Source organism: Chromobacterium sp. CCUG 76385 (genome assembly GCF_059916625.1).
The window spans coordinates 59,087-81,256 of the sequence record NZ_JAUCGU010000010.1 but is presented as its reverse complement, the minus strand read 5'-3'; the positions used below and the strand labels follow the sequence as shown (position 1 = coordinate 81,256).

Here is a 22,170-nt window from a genome sequence, read left to right as displayed (position 1 = left end):
CCACAAAGCTGACGCCATGTCATGCCAAACGCATCACCAAAAGACTGTGACGGCCGGGCCTGATATAGTCGTCGTTCCCACTTTCCCATGCCTAGCCCATGACACATCACCTGTCGCTGCAGCAAGCCCGCCACCTGCAACTGGCCGCCCAGGGCCTGCTGTCCGCGCCACGGCGCAAGGCAACCCAAGCGGATGTGCTGGCCGCCATCCGCCGCATGGCGCTGTTGCAGATCGACACCATCAGCGTGGTGGCGCGCAGCCCTTACCTGGTGCTGTACAGCCGCGTCGGCGCCTACGATCCGTCCTGGCTGGACCAGTTGCTGGCCGAAGGGGCCTTGTTCGAATACTGGGCGCATGAGGCCTGCTTCGTGCCCGCGGAAGACTATGGCCTGATGCGTCACCGCATGCTCGACACCACATGGATGGGATGGAAGTATTCGCAGCGCTGGTACGAACAGCACCGCGCGGCAATCGAAGCCATCGTTGAGCATATCCGCGAACACGGCCCGGTGCGCTCGGCCGATTTCGAACGTAAAAACGGCAAGGGCAACGGCTGGTGGGACTGGAAGCCGGAAAAGCGCCATCTGGAAACGCTATTCACCCTAGGCCGGCTGATGGTGAAGGAGCGGCGCGCCTTCCAGCGCGTCTATGATTTGGCGGAACGGGTAAGGCCGGACTGGGACGACGCGCGCGACCTGCCCACGCCGGAAAAGATGCGGTTGGAACAAGTGCGCAACAGCTGCCGCGCCCTGGGCATCGTCAAGGCCGGCTGGGTGGCCGATTACTACCGGCTCAAGCGCGCGCCGTATGGCGAGCTGCTGCGCGGCCTGGCAGACAAGGGCGAGCTGATCCCCGTGAAAGTGGAAGGTTGGAGCCACGACGCCTTCGTCCACGCCAGCCTGGCCGCCGAGCTGGAGCAGGCGGCGGCGGGCACGCTGAACAGCGGCAACACCGCCATTCTGTCGCCGTTCGACCCGCTGGTGTGGGACCGCAAGCGCGCGCTGGAGCTGTTCGACTTCGATTACAAGATCGAGTGCTACACGCCGGCCCCCAAGCGCAAGTACGGCTACTTCAGCTTGCCGATTCTCCATCGCGGCAAGCTGGTGGGCCGGCTGGACGCCAAGGCTCACCGCGCACAGGGCGTGTTCGAGGTGAAGTCGCTGCACCTGGAGCCCGGCGTGCGCGTCAGCCAGCGGCTGAGCGATGAGCTCAAACGCGCGCTGAGCCGGATGGCCGATTGGCACGGCACGCCGCGGCTGGCGATAGGCCAGGCGCCGGATGGCTTGGCAGAGCGGCTGGCCGGCTGAAGATCATTCCGCGTTGGCATACCAGCCGTGGACGCCGGCCGGCCGCTCGTCCCACAGCAGCAGCTCGTTGTACTGCAGCTGCGGCGTGATATCGGTGTAATTCGGAATATCGCCCATGATGCGCGCCGCCGCCGGAGCGAAGGCTTGCTGAAACGCCTCAACCGAATCAAACACCAGCAGGGCCTGCGCCACATAAGCTGCCGGGCTGCCCGGCTCCATGCCGGCCACACCACGCTCCACCCGCACGCCCTTTAAGGCCGGACCGAGCAACTGCTGCACCAGGGGAATGTGGCGCTGCAGGTAGTAGTCGAAATCGAAACGCGCGCCGGCGCGTTGCGGATAGAGGACGCTGACAGTCATCATGACGGGCTCCATATCGTTAGCACACACGACAAGTTAAACCCAAACCGCTGCATTTCCAATGTCATTTAGCGAAAACTGCCTCATTGGCCGGAACTTGCCCCCCGTCCAACCGCTCTGTAACAACATTCCATTGTGTAGGACAACACCATGCGCACCGTGATAATCGCCGCCAGCAGCGCCTTGATTCTGGCTGGCTGCAACCAGCAACAAACCAGCCAGTTGCAACAAGCTGCCTCCGCCGCCATCGGCAGCGTGCATCAGAGCGTGGATGGCGCCAGCGCCCCCTTAGGCCAGCTGCAACAGCAAGCCAGCGCCGCCCTTGGGGTAGCCAAACAGGTGGGCGCCGCCGCCACCGTGCTCAACCCGGAACTGAAACAGCAAGTGGACAAGCTGAAGGAACAGGCCTCCGCGTTGAAAGGCGCGATCAAGCCGGCCGATTAGAGGCTGTTGACAAGATTTTGATGCGGCGCGGCAAGATATTTAGCTGCAATTTAGCCGCCGCGTCCTAGCATGGCTGCGTCACCCTCACACAACACGGGAGCGCACCGCCATGCAAACCTTGCCCGACATCTGCCAGATCAGCGACATCCTGCTGGACGTGGACATAGAAAACAAACGCCAATTGTTTGAATTCGCCGCCCGCCAGCTGGGCCAGCGCCACGCCCTGAACGCCCAGACTCTGGCCTCCGCGCTGCAGTTGCGCGAGCAATCCGGCAGCACCGGCCTGGGACATGGCCTGGCCTTGCCGCACGCCCGCATTTCCGGCCTGGCCGAAGCCCATGCGCTGTTTCTTCGCCTGAAGCAGGGCCTGGAGTTCGATGCCCCGGACCACGCGCCGGCGCACAGCTTTCTATTCCTGTTGCTGCCGCAGGATACGCGCCAGCCCCATCTGCAGCTGCTGGCCTCCATTGCCCGCATGTTCAGCGAACGGCCCTTCCACGAAGGGCTGGCGCGCAGCCACCATCCGCAGCAAGTGCGGCGCTTGTTCCAATTGTGGGCCGATCCGGACGCTGACAACGATCCGCATTTCCTGCTCGACAGCAACCGCTACTTCCTGGATGCCGAAGCCAGCTTGAGGCCAGACTACAGCATACGGCGCAAGGTCGTGGCCCGCTTCTAAAACGCCGGTTCTCCACAAAGCACCGGCAGCGAAACGGCGTTTGCTAAAATGAATCGGTTACCGCCCAATAGACTGCCATCGCCCTATGTCCGACTACCTGCTGATCATGGTTTCACTGGCTGTCGCCAGCATAGGTGTCATCACCTGGCAGCACAGCATCCGCGCCGATCTGGTGCGCGCCAGGCGGCGCTGGCTGCAGGCCTCGCTGCTGCTGGCTGTCGGCATGCTGGTGGAAGGAAGGCTGTTCGGCTGGGGCGCGCTGCAAAAAAGCATAGGCCCGGCCATCAGCAGCGCCGGCATCACCCTGCAATTGATGGTGATCGCCCGCCTGATCGGCAAGCGGCCGCCGGGCTGGCTATGGCTGGCGGTGGGCGCCTATGCCGGGCTGAACTATTGGATACCGTGGGACACGCTGCAATTGGCGCTGGATGCGGCGGAAATCCCTGTGCTATATCTGGCCGCCGCCTGGCTGTATCAGCAGGCGGAGCGTCAGATATGCCGCAACCGCTTCAGTCCCACCGCCCTGCTATTCCTGATCGGCGCGCTGCTGTACATCTGGCGCGACGGCGCCGACTTGTGGCGCCATCTCCATGGCCTGTCCATCCTGCCGCATCCACAAGATGGCGTGCATCATCTAGCGCTCACCGTCGCGGCAGCAGCCCAGGTCTGCGGCGCGGTGGGCTTTCTGAACATCGCCCTGCAGCGGCAGAACAGCCGGCTTCAGGACGCCGCCAATATCGACCCGCTCACCGCCGCCGGCAACCGCCGCGCGCTGCAATACTGGCTGAACACGCTCGATGCCGCCACCGAGCGCGTCTGCGTGGTGATGCTGGATATCGACCACTTCAAATCCATCAACGACCGCTTCGGCCATCCGGCCGGCGACGCGGTGCTGCAGATGCTGGCGGCCGTGCTCAACAACGGCGTGCGCGGAAACGATCTCCTGATCCGCTACGGCGGCGAGGAATTCTGCCTGGTGATGCCGGATACCTCTGCCGAGGTGGGCTTTGCGGTGGCGGAACGGTTGCGCCAGCAATTCAACCAGATGCAGCCGCTGCCCAGCCAGCCTGAGCTGCGATGCAGCTTCTCCGCCGGCGTTTACGAATGGCAGTGCCGGCAGCAGGACTTCGCCACCGCGCAACAGAAGGCCGACCAGGCGCTGTATCAGGCCAAACAGGGCGGACGCAACCAGGTGTGCCGCTTGTAAATCAGCAACCATCCACACCGTTTCGCTTAGGGGCGGTTGGCGTTTGGCGAGTGGATCGCGTTGGCGCTTCGCCAAACCCGCAGGGCCGGGCGCCTTTCGCGCCGACTCTTCGTTGTTCCGCGCTGGCAGAGCATGACTATGCGGCGCGCGAAACGCCTCGATTCGCCGCAAAACGCATCCCGGCGCGATCGCTCAGCAAACGTCAACCGCCCCTAGGCCCAACCGGCTCTTCCCGCGCCTCTTCCCTTTCCGCCTCCGTCCCATGCTTGCGGCCTAGCTGCTTGACCCGGTACATGCGCTGATCCGCCTCGCCCAGCAAGACATCAGGCAAGATGAACTCGTCGGGGCCGGTTTCGGCGCACCCCATGCTCAGCCGCACATCGGGCAAAGCTTTCTCCATTTCCAAGGTCAACCGCGCCATGAAGGTTTCCTCGGCCTGCCGGGCATCGCAATTGGGCAGCACGATGCAGAACTCGTCCCCGCCATAACGGAAGCAGCCATCCTCGGTGCGGGAAATGCGCCCTATAATGTCTCCCAGCAAGCGCAGTATCTCGTCTCCTCGCTGATGGCCCTGGCTGTCGTTGATGCGCTTGAAATCGTTGATGTCCACATACACCAACGCCACCTTCTCTCGCCTATGCTGCGCGCCGCGCAATACCCGGGTCAGCGTCTCATCCAAATAACGGCGGTTCAGCAGGCCGGTCAGCGGATCGGTGCGGGACAGCTCCTCCAGCTGGCGGGTGCGCATCGCCACCTTCTCCTCCAGCAGGCGGGCATATTGCTCGGACTTGTTGCGCGAGGTCTCGATCTCCGCCACCAGGCTGCGGATATAGGTCTCGAATACCAGCGCCACGTCGAACATCACCAGCTTGTCCAGCGCCAGCAAGGTATGCACGCGCACGTCCGGATCCGGCAGCAACTCGCTCAGCTTTTGGATTAGCAGGGTTTTCAGGGTCTGCACCGCCGCCAGGTACAGCTTGGGCTCCACGCCTATGCGCTTGTGCACCAGGCCGATGCGCAGGCGGTTGTTGACGTAGTCCAGATCGTAAACGCCGCTGAACAGGTCTATCACATAACGGCGCTGCGCCGCGCGCAGTCGCTGCAGCGTATCGGCGTCGCCTATCAGCAGCGCGATTTCCGGCGTACTGGTCTGCAGTTCGTAAAAACGATCCACCAGATCATCGAGATGCGCCTCTATCGCCGTTCCGGCTGCGCGCAGCAGCAACTCGTCGCGCGGCTCCAGTACGAACAGGGTTTTACGCTGCTCAATCTCGAATTCCGTGATGCGAAGTTGCTCCAGCAAGGTCTGTTCGGACTGTTTCATACTGCCGCTCCATCCGCCGCCGTTTGCGTTCGAACCATTGCAACTATAGTTCGCCACGCCCGCATCCAGTCTGATTTATCGTACCTTCCGGCCAGGCCTTACAGCTCGTCGGCCAGGCCCGCCGCAGATGCCGCTTCCATCTATTGCGCGGCCGCCCGGCTCAATTAGTTGGCTTCAAGCAGGATATTTTCGACATAGCGATGAAGAGCTGGCACAGGCGGACCGCTACGAAGTCGACGATTACCAGCGGGTCGAAGCGCTGCTGGATATGGGCGAACGGGCCTGGTCTATATCGCCGCCTAGCCGCAAAGGGCAATAGACAAGGGGCGATGGCTTATCCACAAGCCATCGCCCATTTCTATTTTTATCCACAATTTCAGGACTCGCCTTGCTGCAGCAACACCGCCAGCTCGTCCACCGCCTCACTCCATTCGGCATCATTCTCCAGCGATTGCCGCAGGAAAGCCGCTTGCGATGGGCTCCAGAACGGCGCGTCGGCCAGATTGGACTTGGGCGGCAGCGGATGACTGGCGATGAAGGCGCGCATCGCCGCCGGATCGTCGGACAAGCCCAGCTGGCGGAACAGGCCGGGCAACAGATGACTGCTGGTATCCATAGCAAGCTCCTGCGGTGAGGGAGATACGCTCATCGTATACCCAAGCCATCGTGGCGGCATGAAAAAAGCGGCAGTCAACGCCGCCGCCTGTTGTTCAAGCCATGCTCAGACCTTGTCGTACAACTTGCCGCCGCTCTGCACGAATTCGATGGACTTCGCTTCCATCCCTTTTTGCAGGGCATCCTGCGCGCTGATGCCTTGTTTGGCGGCGAAGTCGCGCACATCCTGCGTGATCTTCATCGAACAGAAGTGCGGGCCGCACATGCTGCAGAAGTGCGCCACCTTGGCGCTGTCCTTGGGCAGCGTTTCATCATGGAAGTCGCGCGCCTTGTCCGGATCGAGGCCCAGGTTGAACTGGTCTTCCCAGCGGAATTCGAAACGCGCCTTGGACAGCGCGTTGTCGCGGATCTGCGCGCCGGGGTGGCCCTTGGCCAGATCCGCCGCGTGCGCCGCCAGCTTGTAGGTGATGATGCCCTCTTTCACGTCGTTCTTGTTCGGCAGGCCCAGGTGTTCCTTCTGCGTCACGTAGCACAGCATGGCGGTGCCGTACCAGCCGATCTGCGCCGCGCCGATGGCCGAGGTGATGTGGTCGTAGCCCGGCGCGATGTCGGTGGTCAACGGGCCCAAAGTGTAGAACGGCGCTTCGCGGCACCATTCCAGCTCCTTGTCCATATTCTCCTTGATCAGTTGCATCGGCACGTGGCCTGGGCCTTCTATCATCACCTGCACATCGTGCTTCCAGGCGATTTCGGTCAATTCGCCCAGGGTTTTCAACTCCGACAGCTGCGCCTCGTCATTGGCGTCCCAGGCGCTGCCGGGACGCAGGCCGTCGCCCAGGCTGAAGGCCACGTCGTAGGCCTTCATGATTTCGCAGATGTCCTCGAAGTGGGTATAGAGGAAGTTCTCGCGGTGATGCGCCAGACACCACTTGGCCATGATGGAGCCGCCGCGGCTGACGATGCCGGTCATGCGGTTGGCCGTCATCGGCACATAGGCCAGGCGCACGCCGGCGTGGATGGTGAAATAGTCCACGCCCTGCTCGGCCTGCTCGATCAGCGTGTCCTTGAAGATTTCCCAGCTCAGGTCCTCAGCCTTGCCGTTCACTTTCTCCAGCGCCTGGTAGATCGGCACGGTGCCGATCGGCACCGGCGAGTTGCGCAGAATCCACTCGCGCGTTTCATGGATGTTCTTGCCGGTGGACAGGTCCATGATGGTGTCGGCGCCCCAGCGTATGCCCCAGGTCATCTTGTCCACTTCCTCGGATATCGACGACGTTACCGCGCTATTTCCGATATTGCCGTTGATCTTCACCAGGAAATTGCGCCCTATGATCATGGGTTCGCTTTCCGGGTGGTTGATGTTGGCCGGGATAATGGCGCGGCCGGCGGCCACCTCCTGGCGCACAAATTCGGCGGTGATCTCTTCCGGCAGATTGGCGCCGAAACTCTGCCCCTGATGCTGGCGCGTCATCAGGTCCCGCAGGCGCTGGTTGCCGGCGGCCTGCAGCGATGCCACATAGGCGCGGCGGTTCAGGTTTTCGCGGAGGGCGACGAACTCCATCTCCGGCGTGATGATGCCTTGCCGGGCATAGTGCATCTGGCTGACGTTGCGGCCGGCCTTGGCGCGGCGCGGTTTGCGCTGCAGATTGAAGCGCAGCTCGGCCAGCTTGGGGTCGGCTTCGCGGGCGCGTCCGTATTCGCTGGATAGGCCGGGCAGCTGCTCGCAATCGCCGCGCTCGGCGATCCAGCCGGCGCGCAGCGGCGCCAAGCCGCTTTGGATGTCGATGTTTACCGCCGGATCGCTGTACGGGCCGCTGGTGTCGTAGACATAGATGGGGGGGTTCTTTTCGCCGCCGAACTGGGTCGGCGTGTCGGCCTGGCGGATCTCGCGCATCGGCACTTGAATGTCCGGACGGCTGCCCTGTACATAGATCTTGCGGGAATTCGGCAAAGGCTGGGTGGCGGCGGCATCCACCACCATGGCTTGGTTCACGGGCGCGTTCATCGGGCGGGTCTCCAAAAACGATGAAACGGCGCAAGGAGCGATCCGGCATGGCCGGCTGCGGGCCCGGGCGGGCCAGTGAGGGCAGTTGACGCTTCCCTACGCCGGTATTATCCGGGTCAGGTTCCAAGGGTATTTCTCACCCGCGCCCCGCCGCCCGTCTCAACAGACTACACTGGGGTAGCCCTTGCGACGGACGCCGGGGGCAGGACCCCTAGCGATGCTGTGAAGGTAAGGCAAATATGGGATAATCGCAAGTTATCGTCATGACCAGAGTCTTGCCGCCGCCGCTGTCTTCCATCCGGCGGAGCGGACTCCCAGCCCTCCGGAGTGTAAGTTGATGGATTTCGAAAAAACCCGTTTCAACATGGTCGAACAGCAGATTCGCCCGTGGGATGTACTGGATCAGACCATTCTGGACCTGCTGTTCCACGTGAAACGCGAGGACTTCGTCGCCGACAGCCAGCGCCAGCTGGCTTTCGTCGATACCGAACTGCCGCTGCCCAACGGCCGCAAGATGTTGCAACCGAAGATGGAAGCGCGCCTGGCCCAGGACGCCGGCATCCAGCCGACCGACAAGATTCTGGAAATCGGCACCGGCAGCGGCTACCTGACCGCGCTGCTGGCCAAGCTGGGCAAACAGGTGGTCAGCGTCGAAATCGATCCGGCGCAGAAGGAACGCGCCGCCGCCAATCTGAAAAAAGCCGGCATCGCCAACGTCACCCTGCTTGAGGGCGACGGCGTGCTGGGCCTGCCGGACCAGGCGCCTTACGATGTGATCGTGGTGGGCGGCTCCCTGCCGGTTGTGCCGCAGGAACTGAAGAACCAGCTGGCCGTCGGCGGCCGCCTGATTCTGGTGGTCGGCGATCTGCCGGTCATGAGCTGCAAGCTGATCCAGCGCGAAACCGAAACCAGCTTCCGCGAAACGGCGCTGTTCGAAACCTGTATCGAGCGGCTGCAAAAATTCGAGGCGGTGGAACCCGCCCGTTTCAGCTTCTGATCATGCTGCGCGAAATCACCGCCCCCGCCCTCGCCGCGCAACTGGCAGACCCGCAGGCCAAGCGCCCGGTGCTGCTGGACGTGCGCGAAGGCTGGGAATACCAGCTGGCGCGCATCGAAGGCAGCGTGCACATCCCGATGAATCTGATTCCGATCCGGATGAGCGAGCTGCCGGACGACGCCACCATCGTCGCCATCTGCCACCATGGCATGCGCAGCGCCCAGGTGGCGCTGTTCCTGCAGAATGCCGGCTTTGACGATGTGATCAATCTGCAAGGCGGCATCGACGCCTGGTCGACGCAGGTGGATTCGACGGTCGCACGCTACTAAGCGCGCCGCCCCCGCCAGACGACACCGCCTCCGGGCGGTGTTTTGTTTGGAACGAATCGCGCCGTCCCCATTCCAAGCCTCCTGATCCGCATGACCCGCCGCAAAGAAACCTTATGTCCGCTCTGACTTACCTGTCTCCCGCCCTCGCCCGCGTCCACCCAGCCTGGGAAACCGTGCTGCGGCAGCCGGCCATCGCCGCAAAACTGGCCGAAATCGACCGCCAGCTTTGCCAGCAACAACAAGACGGCAAGACGCTGTTTCCGCCGCCGCCGCAAGTGTTCAACGCGCTGAGCTTCGCCGCGCCGGCCGACGTCAAGGTGGTGATCCTGGGCCAAGACCCCTACCACGGCGACGGCGAGGCCATGGGCCTGTCGTTCTCGGTGCCGGAAGGCGCGCGGGTGCCACCCAGCTTGCGCAATATCTACAAGGAACTGGCGGCCGACCTCGGCCTGGGCATTCCGGCCAGCGGCGACCTCAGCCACTGGGCGCAACAGGGCGTGCTGCTGCTGAACAGCGTGCTGACCGTCGAGCGCGACAAGGCCGGCAGCCACGGCAAGCTCGGCTGGCAAATGGTCAGCGACGCGCTGATCGACGCCGTCAACACGCATAATCCTGGCTGCGTCTTCCTGCTGTGGGGCAACTGGGCGCACACCAAGGCCGAACGCATCGACACCAGCCGCCACCTGGTGCTGACCGCCGCCCACCCGTCGCCGCTGTCCGCCAGCCGCGGCTTCCACGGCTGCCGCCACTTCTCCCAGGTCAATGCCTGGCTGATCGCACGCAGCCGCCAGCCGGTGCGCTGGGCGCCCGCCGCCACGCAGAGCAGCCTGTTCTAAACATGAAGTCCGCTGTGCCACTTTTCGCGGCGGACGGCTTGCCCTAAGCTAGTAGCTCCGCCACTCCTCTCTCTACATCGTGGAAATCTTGCTGCTGCTCGGCCTGGTACTGTTGAACGCCGTTTTTGCGATGGCCGAAATCGCTATTGTCTCCTCCCGCAAAGTCAGATTGCAGCAAAAGGCCGACGAAGGCCACAAGGGCGCCCGCGCCGCGCTGAAACTGGCAGCCGACCCCACCCGCTTCCTGTCCACCATCCAGATCGGCATCACCTCGATCAGCATCCTGTCCGGCGTCTACGGCGAGGCGGCGCTGTCCGAGCATCTGCGCGGCGCGCTGAGCCACTATGCGCTACTGGCGCCGTACGCCAAGCCGCTGTCGGTGGCCATCATGGTGCTGTTCATCACCACCCTGTCGCTGATCCTGGGCGAACTGGTGCCGAAGCGGCTGGCGCTCTTGAACCCGGAGCGGGTGGCGATGACGCTGGCGCGACCCATGCTGTTGCTGTCGCGCGCCAGCAGCCCGCTGGTGCAAGTGTTCAGCCGCATCACCGACGGCCTGCTGCGCTTGCTGCGCGCCAAGAAAAGCGACGAGCCGTCCATCACCGAGGACGAGATCCGCACGCTGATGGAACAAGGCGCCGACGAAGGCGTGTTCGACCGCGCCGAACAGGAGTTGGTGGAAAACATTTTCCGGCTGGACAACCGCAAGGTGGCCTCGGTGATGACGCCGCGCAAGGACGTGGTGATCCTCGATCTGGAAGACGGTCCTGAGCAAAACCGCGAAGTATTGCTGCAGCACGCTTTCAGCCACTTCCCGGTGTGCCGCGGCGACACCGACCAGGTCATCGGCATCCTCAACGCCAAGCGCCTGCTGGACCGCCTGCTGACCGGCCAGACAGTTGATTTTTCCGCCGATCTGGCTCCGCCGCTATACGTGCCGGCCACCTCTTCATTGATGCAGCTGCTGGAGCAGTTCAAGCAGGCGCGCAGCCATAGCGCGCTGGTGGTGGACGAGTACGGCGAACTGGAAGGCCTGGTATCGATCAATGACGTGATGGAAGCCATCGTCGGCGATATGCAAGCCATCAGCGGCGAAGACGACGAGATTGTGCAACGCGAGGATGGCAGCTGGCTGGTGGACGGCATGGTGTCGCTGGACAACTTCCGCGAATTTTTCGAACTGGACAGCACGCTGCCGGGCGAAGCCGGCGGCAACATCCATACGCTCGGCGGCGTGATGATGTACAAGCTCGGCCGCATTCCCAGCGTCACCGACCGTTTCGAGTGGAACGGCTTCAGCTTTGAAGTGGTGGACATGGACAAGACCCGTGTCGACAAAATCCTGGTGCAACGCCGCCACATGCCGCAACCGGAATTCGAATCGATATGATTTTACTCAGCCCCGCATCTGCCCATGCCGCTGACTGGCTGAACCTGCGCACGGCGCTGTGGCCGGACTGCCCGGCCGCTGAACACCAGCAGGAGATCGCCGGACAAACGGCCAACCCCGCACGCTTCGCCGCCTTTGTGGCACGCGACGACGACGCGGCAATAGGCCTGCTTGAAGTTGCGATTCGCAACGACTATGTCAACGGCACCAGCCACTCGCCAGTGGCCTTTGTCGAAGGCATTTACGTCGCGCCATCGCATCGCCGCGCCGGCGTGGCCGCCCTGTTGCTGGGCGCGGCACGGGAATGGGCCCGCGCCCGGGGCTGCGCCGAACTGGCCTCCGACACCGGCCTGGACAATCTGACGGCGCAAGCCGCCCATCTGGCGCTGGGTTTCGAGGAGACCGAGCGCGTGGTGTTCTACCGGATGGCGCTGTAAGCCCCGTGGCGGGCTTGGCACCGCCTCAAGCCACCCGCGCCTATCCAAAAGCCTGCAAAGCCGCCCAGCGGCTGTACAGCCCCCTCCGTGGCGACTTGTCCACCTTCCGCGCCAACCCATAACGAAACGTCGCCGCGACAAGCGCCCGCCCCTGCGGGTTTGGCGAAACGCACGCGCGGTCCGCACCGCAATCGTCAACCGCCCCTGGCCATAAACCGACGTTAAGGCCCCTCAGCGCGCCTGGAGCGCCTTCAAGCCACCCGTCCCTCCCCCGCTACCTGCCAGGCCGCCCAGGCGCCGTTAAGCAGCCGCCATTGCGGAGGTACGTGGCCGATGCCGGCGTCCACCCCCACCAAATATGGCAAACCGTCCCGCGCGGCTTCGAGTTGGCCATGCCCTTGCGGGCGCAAGGCAGATGAAAAAGCGGATCGGCATGCTGACTTGCAAAAGCTTGTGGATAACAACTCCGCTCAGTCTTGTCGCGGCAGGTCGAGCGCAAAAGTGAGGCCGGTGTTTTTCTGCTGATAGCCGATATGACGGTAAAAAGCATGCGCCTCGACGCGCTGCACGCCGGAGCGCAGGCGGATGCGCGGGTAGCCCAAGGCCTGCGCCCACTGCTCGCAGGCGGCCAGCAAACCCCGGCCGATGCCGCGTCCGCGACAGGCCGGATCCACCACGATGCCGCCAATCTCGACATAGCTTTCCGCTTCCAGCAGATGGCCGCCGTGGCCATGCAACCATCCCACCACTTCGCCATGGCGCTCCGCCACCCAGATCTCGTTATCGGGAAACGCGCGCACCGCGGCGTAGCGCCGCGCCAGTTGCTCCGGCGTGGTCGGATAGTCGAGGTCGCCGCATAAACGCGCCACCGCATGGATATCGGCCTCTGTCATGGGCCGGATGAGGATCTGGTTTGCAGGCATGCCGTCGCTTCCGGAAAAGGACTGATGCTAAGGCAAACGGCCTGACAAACCAAATGTCATTTTCTCAGCCGATGCAGCTCGATCAGCTTGGCGTACTTGATGTAACTGTTGAAGCAGCCGATGGAGATATGGACCAGCCCGGCCAAGCCGTCCAGAAAACCGCGGCGAACCAGATAGAACTTGAAGAAGCGCAGCAGCGGGCTGAACACCAGCTTGGCGGCGCCCGCCTTTTTGCCGCGGGCGAACAGCTGTTCCGCCTGCAGCGTGGTGTAGCGGTTCTGCTTGGATAAATACCGCGCGATGTCCTCGCCGGACTCGTGCATCAAGTCGCCCGCCAGTTTTTCCACAGGTCCGTCGCAGATCACGTACTCGTGCACCACGTCGTCGGACCAGCGCGCGCGGCGCCGATCAAACAAGCGCAGCGACCAATCCGGATAGCCCTCGCCGTGTTTCAGGAAACGGCCCATGAAACGGTTGCAGCGGGCAAAGCGGTAGGCCGCGGCCTGTGGATTGTCCAGTATCTGATTGATCGATAAGGCTAATTCAGGCGACAGATATTCGTCCGCATCCAAGCACAATACCCAGTCATGGCTTGCCTGTTCCACGGCAAATTGCTTTTGCGGACCGAATCCCAGCCATTCCTGGTGGATAACTTTTGCCCGATAGGCTGCGGCTATTGCCAATGTGTTATCCGTGCTGCCGGAATCCACAAGCACGATCTCGTCGGCAAAGCTCACGCTCTGCAGACATTGTTCCAGTTGTTGACCTGCATTTTTGGTGATGAGCACCACGCTGATCGCGTATCGCATCTTTTCTATGTTTTCCCATTTATAAAATGAAGAAACTGGTAGAAGTCCCTTCATTGCTGTGGATAACCACTATTTTTCTTTATTTTTCAGTAGCTTGTTATGCATTGAAAACTGTTGTCTACCCTGCGCGTCTGCGACTAACCAGTTGTGGATAACTTTCAGGTTTGCTGCAGACCCTGAGTTATTCACATCGCGGCAAGCAGTTTTGCCCGCTGTCCTGTTAGCCAAATTTTTTGCGACAGACTTGCGCTTCACCAACGGGTTTTCATTAACGCAACTATAAATTGATGAAACTGCTGAAGGTGAGCTTTTTGTGTGGACAAGTGAAAAAAATCCATACCGCTCATGGTCTTGCCCTGTTGATAGGCATGGGATTATTGCAGCGCGCAACGTTCTGGCAGATTGTGGATAAATATGGTCAAACTTATTCACAGCGGCTTATCCACATCTGGTCAGGCCGGATTTTACTTGGTTAACCACAGGCCCGCTCGGGTACAATGCGCGCCATGATGAATGTGCTGATTGTGCGCACCTCGTCGATGGGCGACCTTATCCACACCTGGCCGGCCATCACTGAGTTGAAGACGCACTACCCGAATATCCGGCTGAGTTGGCTGGCGGAAGAAAGCTTTGCCGACATCGCCCGGCTCCACCCGCAGGTGGCGGAGGTGCTGACGCTGCGCTGGCGAAGCTGGCGCAAGCGTTTGCTGCAGCCTGCGGCCTGGCGAGAGTTGCGGGCCTTGAAGCGGCAGCTGCGCGATACCCACTTCGATTTGGTGCTGGACAGCCAGGGTTTGCTGAAGAGCGCGATTCCGGCCAAGTGGGCCGGCGCGCCGCTGGCCGGGCTGGATTGGTCCAGCGCGCGCGAATCGCTGGCCAGCCTGTTCTACGACAAGAAACACACGGTTTCGCGGCAGCTGTCGGCCATCGAGCGCAACCGCCTGCTGTTCGGCCGCTGTTTTGGCTATGCGCCGCAAGGCGCGCCGCAGTTCGGCGTTCGTCCGGGCGAGCGGCCGGCCTGGATGCTGTCCGGCCGTTACGCGGTGCTGCTGCATGCCACCAGCCGCGCGTCCAAGGAATGGCCGGAGACGCATTGGGTCGCGCTGGGTCAGGCGTTGTCGGTCGGACACGACATGGTGACGGTGCTGCCCTGGGGAAATGAGCGGGAAAAAGCGCGCGCCGAACGGCTGGCCGTCCAATTGCCTGCCGCGGTGGTGGCGCCGCGGATGAATCTGATCGAGGCTGCCGGATTGCTGGGCCACGCCAGCGCCGTCATCGGCGTCGATACCGGTCTGGCCCACCTGGCCAACGCTTTGAGCGTCCCCCTGGTCGCCATTTACACCGATACCGATCCGCAGCAGACCGGGGTGGTGGAGACGCCCTGGGCGACCAATCTGGGCCATATCGGCCAGTGTCCGACGGTGGAAGACGTGCTGGCGGCGCTGCGCTCGCGGCAGGATTGGCAATGAGCTGGCAGCGCGCGCTGTACAACGGCTTGTTATGGGCCTTGAAGCCGCTGATCCGCCGCTATCTGAAAAAGCGGGCGCGCAAGGCGCCGGCTTACCTGCAGCATTGGGACGAACGTTTCGGCCAGGCGCTGTCGCCCAGGGCTAGCGGCGCGATCTGGATACACGCGGTGTCGGTAGGCGAAACCCGCGCCGCGCAGCCGCTGGTGGCCGCCATCCGCCGTCAATGGCCGGATGCGCCGCTTTTGTTGACGCAGATGACGCCGACTGGCCGCGTCACGGCGGAACAGCTGTATCCGGACGCCGAAGTGCGCTATCTGCCGTATGACTACCCGCGCGCGACGGCGGATTTTCTGCGGGCTTACCGGCCGCGTTGCGGCGTGCTGATGGAAACCGAGATCTGGCCCAATCTGCTGCATGCCGCCGCCGAGCAAGACGTGCCGCTGCTGTTGGCCAATGCCAGATTGTCGGATAAATCGCTGAAAGGCTACCGCAAGGTATTGGGGCTGATTCGGCCAGCTGTTCAGAAATTGACCGCCATTGCCGCGCAAACCAAAGAAGATGCGGACCGTTTGCGTCAATTGGGCGCGCAAAACGTCATCGTCTGCGGCAGCAGCAAATATGATATTGAGGTTTCGAAAGCGCAGTGGCATCTTGCCGGCGCGTTTCATGAGCGCATTGGCCGGCGGCCGGTGCTGCTGTGCGCCAGCACCCGGGACGGCGAGGAAGCGCTGATTCTGGACGCGTGGCGGGCGGCCGGCGGCGCGGTGGGCAACACACTGCTGGCGCTGGTGCCGCGCCATCCGGAGCGCTGGGACGAGGTGGCGCGGCTGGCAGACGAACGCGGCTTCAAGCTGCAGCGGCGCAGCGACGACGCAGCCGTGGCCGCCGACACCCAGGTGTGGCTCGGCGACAGCATGGGCGAGATGTTCGGCTACCTGGGTGCTTGCGATGTCGCTTTCATCGGTGGCAGCCTGCTGCCGTTTGGTTGCCACAATCTGATCGAACCGGCGCTGATGGGCGTGCCGGCGCTGTTTGGACCGTCAGTGTTCAATTTTCAGCAGGCCGCTGCCGACTCATTGGCCGCCGGCGCCGGATGCCAGGTGGCCGATGCCGACGAGCTGGTGTCCACCGCCCTGGCCTTGCTGGCCGATCCGGCGGCTGCCGAAGCCATGCGCGGCGGCGCGGCGCGTTTCCGCGATGCCCACCGCGGCGCCAGCGAACGGATGTTGGCCGTGCTGAAGTCGGTATTGGAGCCGGCCAGCTGAGGAGCCGCTCTTAGACGACAAGGCCGCCTGTCGATTTGGCAAGGCGGCCTTGTCTTTTTTGGCTGAGCGCGAGCCTTAGTTGCCGGCGGCCGGCGGATTCAGCGGAAAGGCGAACAGGTCGCGGCGGTAAGTTTCCACCACCAGGCTGAACGGCGTGCCGCCGTCCTTGTACAGCACCGCGCGGTGCTGCAGCACCCGCTCCGGGATATCCAGGTCGGACTGGCCCATGGCCGCGGGCAGCGGACGCGTTTCCCAGCCCTGCGGCAAGGGGGACCACAACAGGCGCGCGCTTTCGGTGCGTCGGGTGAAGTTCAGCGCGCGCACCGCGCTGCCGAACGGGGTGTCGGTGGTATCCAACAGATGGTTCATCTCCGGCGTCAGCCGCGACGGCACATACCAGTTGTCCGCTTCGGACAGCACATGGTCGCCGCAGGCCAGTTGCACGCGGCGATAGCCTATCGCCTCGTCAGCCCCCACTTTCAGCTGGCTGCGCACCTCGGCGTCGGCCGGCTTGCGGGTGGCGGTGTCGCGCAGCGCGCGGATGCGCGGCTCGGCCGCCAGTTGATGCGCCTCGCACCATTGTTGCAGCGTGCGGGTGGCGCTGGGCTGGCTCAACAGCGTGGCGTTGACCGATTGCAGCAGGGCCAGCGCCTTGACGCGGGTGGCGGCGTCGTCGTGCCAACCCGGATAATCCCAGCCATCGGCTCGCGCGGCGCTCGCGCACAGCAGCAGTCCGCAGGCGAAGGGGAGGAATCGTGCGGCTTTGCGCGGCTTCCGGAGGCTATTCTTCATAGTTTTTCGCATCATTTAGAATAAACACATAAAAGACCTTGGGCGTAAACGTAAAGTTTACTGTCCGAGTACTGAAGTCGGCCGGCTTTTCCACTACCTTGAAGACTGGGCTGGCCGCAACGGGCGGGCTGGCGCCATTCATCCTTACTCATTGTCCTGACAAGGAGCCGCCATGGCCAACGAATATCAGCCCCTGCCCACGCTGACTCTGCCACGCACGACCGATTTGGTGCAACTGGAGCAGCGTCCGCATCCGCCCATCAATATGCACAGCCCGGCGTTGAGCGTCATGACCGACCTGAGATTGGTCAATCCGGTCGGCATCCGCGGCGACGCGGACCTGCGCGAGGCCCATCAGCGCATGATCAGCCACGGCATCCGCCTGTTGTTCGTTCATGACGACAACGGCAGCCTGCTCGGCATCGCCACCGCGGTGGACCTGCTGGGCGAGCGGCCCATCCAGTGCATGAGCGAGCATGGCAAGCATCATGCCGATCTGCAGGTGTCCGATGTGATGACGCCGCGCGACAAGCTGGACGCGCTGCGGATGGAAGACGTCGCAGCGGCGAACGTCGGCCAGCTGATCGCTACCATGAAGCAGCTGGGTCGTCAGCACGCGCTGGTGGTGGAGATCAATCCGGGCAACGGCCATTACGAAGTGTGCGGTTTGTTCTCCACTTCTCACATGGCGCGTCTTCTGGGCATGCCGCTATCCTTCATCCGCGTGCCGCAGGCCTTATCGGAAATCCAGTACTCCTTGCTGTATACCGGCTGACCTCCGCGCAAGTTGGCAAGAATCGGGTCGCGGCTCGTGTAATGCCCGCTTAGACTGGCTTCATGACATAGCATCGGGAGCTAGACATGAATGGCCCGCTCGAATATGCAGGGGAAAACGCCGCGGAGGGCGGACGCGACTACGCCCGCATCCGCGACGCCATCCGCTATCTGATTGCCCATGCCGGCGAGCAGCCGCGGCTGGCCGATCTGGCCGCGGCGCTGCATCTGTCCGAATCGCGCCTGCAGCGCTTGTTCACGCAGTGGGCCGGAGTCAGTCCCAAGCGTTTCATCCAGCAACTGACTTGCGAGGCGGCCAAGGTCCGCTTGGCGGCCGGCGCGCCGGTGTTGCCGCTATCGCATGAACTGGGCCTGTCCGGCGGCAGCCGGCTGCACGATCTGTTCGTCACCCTGGAGGCGATGACGCCGGGCGAATTCCAGCGCGGCGGCGCCGGGCTGGACATTACGTGGAGCGTGGAAGCCAGCCGTTTTGGCCCGCTGCTGCTGGCGCGGACCGACCGCGGCATCTGCGCCTTGCAGTTCGTCGCCGACGAAGCCGCCGGCGAAGCCTGGTTGCAGGACCAGTGGCCGCACGCCGCCTTGCATTGGCGGCCGGGCCAGGGGCAGGCGCTGTGCGAACGGCTGTTTGCCCCCTTGTCCGAGCGCAGCGGCGCGCCGCTGGCGCTGCGGGTGCAGGGCAGCAATTTCCAGATCCAGGTATGGCGGGCGCTGCTGTCCGTGCCGTATGGCGGCCTGATCAGCTATGGCCAGCTGGCGGCGCGCATGGGGCAGCCTAGCGCGGCGCGCGCCGTCGGCAGCGCGGTCGGCGCCAATCCGGTGGCCTGGCTGATTCCCTGCCATCGGGTGATCCGGGCCGAGGGGGCGCTGGGCCAATACCGCTGGGGCGAGAAGCGCAAAATCGATCTGATCGCCTGGGAAAGCGCGCGGCTGGGCCGCGAGACGCTCACAGCGTCGATGGCATGAGGCGCGCGTTTGCCTGGTAGATTCGGCTCAGGCCATGGGCAGGCGGATGTCCACCTTGAAGGCGCCGTCTTCTTCAGTCAGATTCAAGGTGCCGTCGTGCTGTTTGACCACCCGCGAGACGATGGCGAGGCCGAGGCCGCTGCCGCCATCGGTGCCGCGATGTTCGGCCAAGCGCTCGAACGGCGCCAGCGCGGTTTCGCGCAGCGCCTCCGGTATGCCTTTGCCGTGGTCTATCACGGCCAGCCGCGCTTCGTTGTCGCCGCGCTCCAGCCGCACGACCACGGGCGGCTTGCCGTAACGCCGGGCGTTTTCCAGCAGATTGCTCAGCAGGCGCTCCAGCGCCAGCGCGTCGGCCTGCAGTTCCGGTTCGCCGCGGATGTCCAGCCGCGCGTCCATGCCTTCGCGGCGGAAACGCGCCACCACGCTGGAGGCCAGGTCGGCCAGCGCGACCGGCACCATCTGATTGCTTTCCTCTGCGCGGGCAAAATCGATGAACTGGCGCACGATGCGCGACAGCTCGTCGATGTCGGACAGCATGTCGTGCTGGTCCACGCTGGCTTCCTGCATTTCCAGCGTCAGCTTGAGGCGGGTCAGCGGCGTGCGCAGATCGTGCGACAGTCCGGCCAGCATCAGCCGCCGTTCGCGCGCCGCGTTGTCCAGCGCCTGGGCCATGCTGTTGAAGTTGTGGGCCAGCAGCTGCACTTCGCGCGGGCCGGTTTCGGGAATCAGCTTGGGCATTTCGCCGCAGGCCAGCTCGCGGCTGGCCTGCACCACGCGGCTGATCGGCCGGGTGATGCGCCAGGCGAACAAGGAGGCCAGGACGGTGGCGAACAGCCCGGCCAGCAGCGAGGCCTGCAGCATGGTGGTGATCATCCGGTCGCGATAGCGGCCGAACGGCATCACCAGCCAGTACGGCTGTCCCAGCACATGCACATGCACCCACAGCTCGCTGTGGTCGTCGCGCACCGCGAAATGGGCCTGGATAGGTTCATTGAGGTCGTGAGACAGCCGCTGCGTCAGCATGGCGCCGATGGGCGGCAGTTCCTTGGCAAACTGTTGCCCCTGGTCGGCGTTGAACGGCAACAGGCTGGGCAGGCCGGGACGGTTGTAGCTGTCCAGGAAGTTCTGCTTCTCCTCGTTGTCCATGCCGGTCATGGAGTTTTCCAGGAAGGACAGCGTATCCAGCACCTGGATATACAGCTGACGCTCCAGCAGTTTGTGGCGTTCCCGGTTGGCCAGCGAGATGGTGAACAACTGGGTGGCGATCACCACAGTCATCACCAGCAGCGCCAGCCGGAAGAACAAGGAGCCGAACAGCTTGCGTATCAAGTCTTACTCCCTGGGGGAACCGTCCGGCACGAACACATAGCCGTAGCCCCAGACGGTTTGGATATAGCGCAGCGGGCTGTCGCCGTTTTCCAGCGCCTTGCGCAGCCGCGAGATATGCACGTCTATGCTGCGATCCAGCGATTCGCCGTTACCTTTGCCCAGCGCCAGCTCCATCAGCTGTTCGCGAGTCAGCGGGCGGCGCGGATGGTTGACCAGCACCGACAGCACGGCGAACTCGGCGCTGGTCAGCGCGACCGGCTGGCCGCAACGGCGCAATTCGCGTTGGCCCAGGTTCAGCGTGAAATCGCCGAATTCGACGGCGTCATCGGCGCTGTGCTGGGCAGCCAGCGCCGGCGTGGTATGGTGGCGGCGCAGCACGGACTGGATGCGCGCGGTCAGTTCGCGCGGATTGAACGGCTTGGGCAGGTAGTCGTCGGCGCCCATTTCCAGGCCCAGGATGCGGTCGATGTCCTCGCCGCGCGCGGTCAGCATGATCACCGGCAGCGTCTCGCCCTGCGCGCGCAGGCGGCGCACCACGGCCAGGCCGTCTTCGCCCGGCATCATCACGTCCAGCACGATCAGGTCGGGACGGTTGCGCGCCAGCTTGCGGTCAAGGTCTTTCGAGTCCGGCAGCGTTTCCACGCTGTAGCCCTGCTGGGTCAGGTAACGGGTCAACAGTTCGCGCAGCTTGGCGTCGTCATCGACGACCAGGATTTTATTGTGTTCCATATGCTGTTCCTTGAGTGTTCTGGTTGGCAGCTTAAGCGCTCGCGCGCCTTGGCAGTCGGGCCTTGTTTTTACAGATGTTAAGCTGGTGCCCTGCGCTACAGTCCTTAACAATTGTGCCGCCAGAACTGACGTATGAGCAAATGCTTGCGTTTAAGCTGAAGCAACTGGCGAAAACCCGCGGCGCAATGGCTTCCTGCCGCATGATGGTTCCAAACGGGCCATGGCCTTTCCGGGCCGGCCCTGATCGGAAAATGACTTAAGCATTAAGGGTTCCCCCCCGCCGTGGACAAGGTAAAATGGCGACTATGAAGCGATATCTGATCACTCTGCTGAGCGCAAGCCTGTTGCTGCAACAGGCGGCATGGTCGCGTCCGCAGAAAGAATCGCCGCCGCAGCGCGACAGGGGAACCTGGAATCAGATGTCGCGCAAGACCTGCGAAGCCAATCGCAATTGTCCAGACAGCCGCCGCCTGCAGGAGTTGCAGCTGCGCGAGGCCGCGCGCAATGGCGATATCGGATTTGATCCGGCGCGCCATCCGAACCGCATGATGCCGCCGCCGCCGGACGGCCATCCACAAACTATACCCAGCAAGCCCAATTTTTGGCAGGATAAGCACAGGCAGGAACTGGAGCACAGCCAGTCCGAATAAGAGTGCGGCACTTGAATGCCGCAGGGTTCCGAATTGTCGTCCGACCGGGAAGGGACGCCGCGATGAAGCAGCAGGGGACATCCAGATGGCAGGGCTATCTGCGGGCCGGTTTTGGCTTGCTGCTGCTCTGCCAGTACGGCTATGCGGCGGCGCCCGCCATCGATGATGATTGCAGCCGCGCCGTGGCGCCGCAGCGTTGCCTGCTGTACCGCCAGGGATTGCGCAGTTGTCAGGATCTGGGCGAATCGCGCCGGCGAGCCTGTCTGGCCTACTACACCCCAGCCCTGAATTGCCAACGCCAGCGCGATGCCAAGCGTTGCGAGGCGCTGGTCGCGGCTCAGACTTCCTGCGAAGGCGCCCTCGGCGCCGCGCGTCGGACGTGCGTGGACGAAAGGCTGCCGGCGGCCGACTGCAGCCGCGGGCAGCCGGGCTGCGGCACCGCCGACGAAGGATGCGACGGCGGCAGGGGGCGCGATGCCCGCGAGTGTGCGCCGCCTCTGCCCTTGGGCGATTGAG

The 22,170-nt window shown here is 63.4% G+C and carries 25 protein-coding genes and 1 riboswitch; of the genes, 16 read left to right on the top strand and 9 right to left on the bottom strand.

What is annotated here, in order from left to right; genetic code table 11:
- Window positions 1-98 precede the first annotated feature (98 nt).
- The gene (locus QUG01_RS09115; RefSeq protein WP_500829852.1) at window positions 99-1,307 is read left to right on the top strand and encodes a winged helix-turn-helix domain-containing protein; all 1,209 of its coding nucleotides are present in this window, start codon (window positions 99-101) and stop codon (window positions 1,305-1,307) included.
- Between the two features lie 3 nt (window positions 1,308-1,310).
- Here the strand turns inward: QUG01_RS09115 and QUG01_RS09110 are convergent, their stop codons facing one another.
- Window positions 1,311-1,670: an EthD family reductase gene (locus tag QUG01_RS09110; protein ID WP_500829851.1), complete on the bottom strand. Its 360-nt coding sequence runs from the start codon at window positions 1,668-1,670 to the stop codon at window positions 1,311-1,313.
- Between the two features lie 147 nt (window positions 1,671-1,817).
- On the opposite strand from QUG01_RS09110, the gene QUG01_RS09105 reads away from it, so the two are divergent.
- The 3 genes from QUG01_RS09105 (at window position 1,818) to QUG01_RS09095 (ending at window position 3,997) form a co-directional block, all read left to right on the top strand.
- Window positions 1,818-2,111, top strand: coding sequence for a hypothetical protein (locus QUG01_RS09105; RefSeq protein WP_043626996.1), 294 nt, complete (start codon window positions 1,818-1,820; stop codon window positions 2,109-2,111).
- 109 nt (window positions 2,112-2,220) lie between these two features.
- Window positions 2,221-2,790: a PTS sugar transporter subunit IIA gene (locus QUG01_RS09100; RefSeq protein WP_500829850.1), complete on the top strand. Its 570-nt coding sequence runs from the start codon at window positions 2,221-2,223 to the stop codon at window positions 2,788-2,790.
- A gap of 85 nt (window positions 2,791-2,875) precedes the next feature.
- Entirely contained in the window at window positions 2,876-3,997 is a 1,122-nt protein-coding gene (locus QUG01_RS09095; RefSeq protein WP_500829849.1) for a GGDEF domain-containing protein, read from the top strand.
- Between the two features lie 202 nt (window positions 3,998-4,199).
- Here QUG01_RS09095 and QUG01_RS09090 read toward each other — a convergent pair whose 3' ends face one another.
- From QUG01_RS09090 to thiC, 3 genes are all read right to left on the bottom strand, one after another.
- The gene (locus QUG01_RS09090) at window positions 4,200-5,321 is read right to left on the bottom strand and encodes a GGDEF domain-containing protein (protein ID WP_500829848.1); all 1,122 of its coding nucleotides are present in this window, start codon (window positions 5,319-5,321) and stop codon (window positions 4,200-4,202) included.
- Between the two features lie 376 nt (window positions 5,322-5,697).
- On the bottom strand, window positions 5,698-5,937 hold the full coding sequence (locus QUG01_RS09085; protein WP_500829847.1) for a DUF2789 domain-containing protein: 240 nt from the start codon (window positions 5,935-5,937) through the stop codon (window positions 5,698-5,700).
- Window positions 5,938-6,042: 105 nt separating this feature from the next.
- The gene (gene thiC / locus QUG01_RS09080; RefSeq protein WP_500829846.1) at window positions 6,043-7,941 is read right to left on the bottom strand and encodes a phosphomethylpyrimidine synthase ThiC; all 1,899 of its coding nucleotides are present in this window, start codon (window positions 7,939-7,941) and stop codon (window positions 6,043-6,045) included.
- Between the two features lie 76 nt (window positions 7,942-8,017).
- Window positions 8,018-8,164: riboswitch (TPP riboswitch) on the bottom strand.
- A gap of 114 nt (window positions 8,165-8,278) precedes the next feature.
- Here thiC and QUG01_RS09075 point away from each other — a divergent pair.
- The 5 genes from QUG01_RS09075 (at window position 8,279) to aac(6') (ending at window position 11,930) form a co-directional block, all read left to right on the top strand.
- On the top strand, window positions 8,279-8,938 hold the full coding sequence (locus tag QUG01_RS09075) for a protein-L-isoaspartate O-methyltransferase family protein (RefSeq protein ID WP_261174613.1): 660 nt from the start codon (window positions 8,279-8,281) through the stop codon (window positions 8,936-8,938).
- A 2-nt stretch (window positions 8,939-8,940) separates the two neighbouring features.
- The gene (locus tag QUG01_RS09070; RefSeq protein WP_500829845.1) at window positions 8,941-9,267 is read left to right on the top strand and encodes a rhodanese-like domain-containing protein; all 327 of its coding nucleotides are present in this window, start codon (window positions 8,941-8,943) and stop codon (window positions 9,265-9,267) included.
- Window positions 9,268-9,380: 113 nt separating this feature from the next.
- Window positions 9,381-10,103, top strand: coding sequence for a uracil-DNA glycosylase (locus tag QUG01_RS09065; protein WP_500829844.1), 723 nt, complete (start codon window positions 9,381-9,383; stop codon window positions 10,101-10,103).
- 79 nt (window positions 10,104-10,182) lie between these two features.
- Window positions 10,183-11,493 (top strand): hemolysin family protein, encoded by a 1,311-nt coding sequence (locus tag QUG01_RS09060; protein WP_500829843.1) that lies wholly within the window; start codon window positions 10,183-10,185, stop codon window positions 11,491-11,493.
- The gene (aac(6'), locus tag QUG01_RS09055; RefSeq protein WP_500829842.1) at window positions 11,490-11,930 is read left to right on the top strand and encodes an aminoglycoside 6'-N-acetyltransferase; all 441 of its coding nucleotides are present in this window, start codon (window positions 11,490-11,492) and stop codon (window positions 11,928-11,930) included. The genes QUG01_RS09060 and aac(6') overlap by 4 nt, the downstream gene beginning before the upstream one ends.
- 470 nt (window positions 11,931-12,400) lie before the next feature.
- On the opposite strand, the gene QUG01_RS09050 is transcribed toward aac(6'), so the two are convergent.
- Window positions 12,401-12,853 (bottom strand): GNAT family N-acetyltransferase, encoded by a 453-nt coding sequence (locus tag QUG01_RS09050; RefSeq protein ID WP_500829841.1) that lies wholly within the window; start codon window positions 12,851-12,853, stop codon window positions 12,401-12,403.
- A gap of 56 nt (window positions 12,854-12,909) precedes the next feature.
- Entirely contained in the window at window positions 12,910-13,662 is a 753-nt protein-coding gene (locus QUG01_RS09045) for a glycosyltransferase family 2 protein (RefSeq protein WP_500829840.1), read from the bottom strand.
- 287 nt (window positions 13,663-13,949) lie between these two features.
- Between QUG01_RS09045 and QUG01_RS09040 the strand changes: the two genes are divergently transcribed.
- From QUG01_RS09040 to waaA, 3 genes are read left to right on the top strand one after another with little or no spacing between them, the layout of a single operon-like run.
- Window positions 13,950-14,138, top strand: coding sequence for a hypothetical protein (locus tag QUG01_RS09040; protein ID WP_500829839.1), 189 nt, complete (start codon window positions 13,950-13,952; stop codon window positions 14,136-14,138).
- Between the two features lie 33 nt (window positions 14,139-14,171).
- Window positions 14,172-15,131, top strand: a complete 960-nt coding sequence (gene waaC, locus QUG01_RS09035; RefSeq protein ID WP_500829894.1) for a lipopolysaccharide heptosyltransferase I — start codon at window positions 14,172-14,174, stop codon at window positions 15,129-15,131.
- On the top strand, window positions 15,128-16,396 hold the full coding sequence (waaA, locus tag QUG01_RS09030) for a lipid IV(A) 3-deoxy-D-manno-octulosonic acid transferase (RefSeq protein WP_500829838.1): 1,269 nt from the start codon (window positions 15,128-15,130) through the stop codon (window positions 16,394-16,396). The genes waaC and waaA overlap by 4 nt, the downstream gene beginning before the upstream one ends.
- Before the next feature lie 75 nt (window positions 16,397-16,471).
- On the opposite strand, the gene QUG01_RS09025 is transcribed toward waaA, so the two are convergent.
- Window positions 16,472-17,188, bottom strand: a complete 717-nt coding sequence (locus QUG01_RS09025; RefSeq protein WP_500829837.1) for a hypothetical protein — start codon at window positions 17,186-17,188, stop codon at window positions 16,472-16,474.
- A gap of 172 nt (window positions 17,189-17,360) precedes the next feature.
- Between QUG01_RS09025 and QUG01_RS09020 the strand changes: the two genes are divergently transcribed.
- Both QUG01_RS09020 and QUG01_RS09015 read left to right on the top strand, forming a co-directional pair.
- Window positions 17,361-17,963 carry a CBS domain-containing protein gene (locus QUG01_RS09020; protein WP_500829836.1) on the top strand — a complete coding sequence of 201 codons (603 nt, stop codon included), beginning with the start codon at window positions 17,361-17,363 and terminating at the stop codon, window positions 17,961-17,963.
- An 86-nt stretch (window positions 17,964-18,049) separates the two neighbouring features.
- Window positions 18,050-18,946 (top strand): methylated-DNA--[protein]-cysteine S-methyltransferase, encoded by an 897-nt coding sequence (locus QUG01_RS09015; protein WP_500829835.1) that lies wholly within the window; start codon window positions 18,050-18,052, stop codon window positions 18,944-18,946.
- Window positions 18,947-18,973: 27 nt separating this feature from the next.
- Here QUG01_RS09015 and QUG01_RS09010 read toward each other — a convergent pair whose 3' ends face one another.
- Both QUG01_RS09010 and ompR read right to left on the bottom strand, forming a co-directional pair.
- Window positions 18,974-20,275: an ATP-binding protein gene (locus QUG01_RS09010; protein WP_500829834.1), complete on the bottom strand. Its 1,302-nt coding sequence runs from the start codon at window positions 20,273-20,275 to the stop codon at window positions 18,974-18,976.
- Window positions 20,276-20,278: 3 nt separating this feature from the next.
- The gene (gene ompR / locus QUG01_RS09005) at window positions 20,279-21,004 is read right to left on the bottom strand and encodes an osmolarity response regulator transcription factor OmpR (RefSeq protein ID WP_043624791.1); all 726 of its coding nucleotides are present in this window, start codon (window positions 21,002-21,004) and stop codon (window positions 20,279-20,281) included.
- 296 nt (window positions 21,005-21,300) lie between these two features.
- Here ompR and QUG01_RS09000 point away from each other — a divergent pair, with 296 nt between their 5' ends.
- Both QUG01_RS09000 and QUG01_RS08995 read left to right on the top strand, forming a co-directional pair.
- Window positions 21,301-21,654, top strand: a complete 354-nt coding sequence (locus QUG01_RS09000; protein ID WP_500829833.1) for a hypothetical protein — start codon at window positions 21,301-21,303, stop codon at window positions 21,652-21,654.
- Window positions 21,655-21,716: 62 nt separating this feature from the next.
- On the top strand, window positions 21,717-22,169 hold the full coding sequence (locus QUG01_RS08995) for a hypothetical protein (protein WP_500829832.1): 453 nt from the start codon (window positions 21,717-21,719) through the stop codon (window positions 22,167-22,169).
- Window position 22,170: the final 1 nt, after the last annotated feature.

Coding starts and splice junctions, on each gene's coding strand:
- QUG01_RS09050 (WP_500829841.1), bottom strand. CDS start 12,853: ATGCCTGCAAACCAGATCCTCATCCGGCCCATGACAGAGGCCGATATC.
- QUG01_RS09085 (WP_500829847.1), bottom strand. CDS start 5,937: ATGGATACCAGCAGTCATCTGTTGCCCGGCCTGTTCCGCCAGCTGGGC.
- QUG01_RS09100 (WP_500829850.1), top strand. CDS start 2,221: ATGCAAACCTTGCCCGACATCTGCCAGATCAGCGACATCCTGCTGGAC.
- QUG01_RS08995 (WP_500829832.1), top strand. CDS start 21,717: ATGAAGCAGCAGGGGACATCCAGATGGCAGGGCTATCTGCGGGCCGGT.
- QUG01_RS09020 (WP_500829836.1), top strand. CDS start 17,361: ATGGCCAACGAATATCAGCCCCTGCCCACGCTGACTCTGCCACGCACG.
- QUG01_RS09075 (WP_261174613.1), top strand. CDS start 8,279: ATGGATTTCGAAAAAACCCGTTTCAACATGGTCGAACAGCAGATTCGC.
- QUG01_RS09045 (WP_500829840.1), bottom strand. CDS start 13,662: ATGCGATACGCGATCAGCGTGGTGCTCATCACCAAAAATGCAGGTCAA.
- QUG01_RS09115 (WP_500829852.1), top strand. CDS start 99: ATGACACATCACCTGTCGCTGCAGCAAGCCCGCCACCTGCAACTGGCC.
- QUG01_RS09070 (WP_500829845.1), top strand. CDS start 8,941: ATGCTGCGCGAAATCACCGCCCCCGCCCTCGCCGCGCAACTGGCAGAC.
- ompR (WP_043624791.1), bottom strand. CDS start 21,004: ATGGAACACAATAAAATCCTGGTCGTCGATGACGACGCCAAGCTGCGC.
- QUG01_RS09015 (WP_500829835.1), top strand. CDS start 18,050: ATGAATGGCCCGCTCGAATATGCAGGGGAAAACGCCGCGGAGGGCGGA.
- QUG01_RS09090 (WP_500829848.1), bottom strand. CDS start 5,321: ATGAAACAGTCCGAACAGACCTTGCTGGAGCAACTTCGCATCACGGAA.
- QUG01_RS09025 (WP_500829837.1), bottom strand. CDS start 17,188: ATGAAGAATAGCCTCCGGAAGCCGCGCAAAGCCGCACGATTCCTCCCC.
- QUG01_RS09000 (WP_500829833.1), top strand. CDS start 21,301: ATGGCGACTATGAAGCGATATCTGATCACTCTGCTGAGCGCAAGCCTG.
- QUG01_RS09065 (WP_500829844.1), top strand. CDS start 9,381: ATGTCCGCTCTGACTTACCTGTCTCCCGCCCTCGCCCGCGTCCACCCA.
- QUG01_RS09040 (WP_500829839.1), top strand. CDS start 13,950: ATGAAACTGCTGAAGGTGAGCTTTTTGTGTGGACAAGTGAAAAAAATC.
- QUG01_RS09105 (WP_043626996.1), top strand. CDS start 1,818: ATGCGCACCGTGATAATCGCCGCCAGCAGCGCCTTGATTCTGGCTGGC.
- QUG01_RS09095 (WP_500829849.1), top strand. CDS start 2,876: ATGTCCGACTACCTGCTGATCATGGTTTCACTGGCTGTCGCCAGCATA.
- waaA (WP_500829838.1), top strand. CDS start 15,128: ATGAGCTGGCAGCGCGCGCTGTACAACGGCTTGTTATGGGCCTTGAAG.
- QUG01_RS09110 (WP_500829851.1), bottom strand. CDS start 1,670: ATGATGACTGTCAGCGTCCTCTATCCGCAACGCGCCGGCGCGCGTTTC.
- waaC (WP_500829894.1), top strand. CDS start 14,172: ATGAATGTGCTGATTGTGCGCACCTCGTCGATGGGCGACCTTATCCAC.
- thiC (WP_500829846.1), bottom strand. CDS start 7,941: ATGAACGCGCCCGTGAACCAAGCCATGGTGGTGGATGCCGCCGCCACC.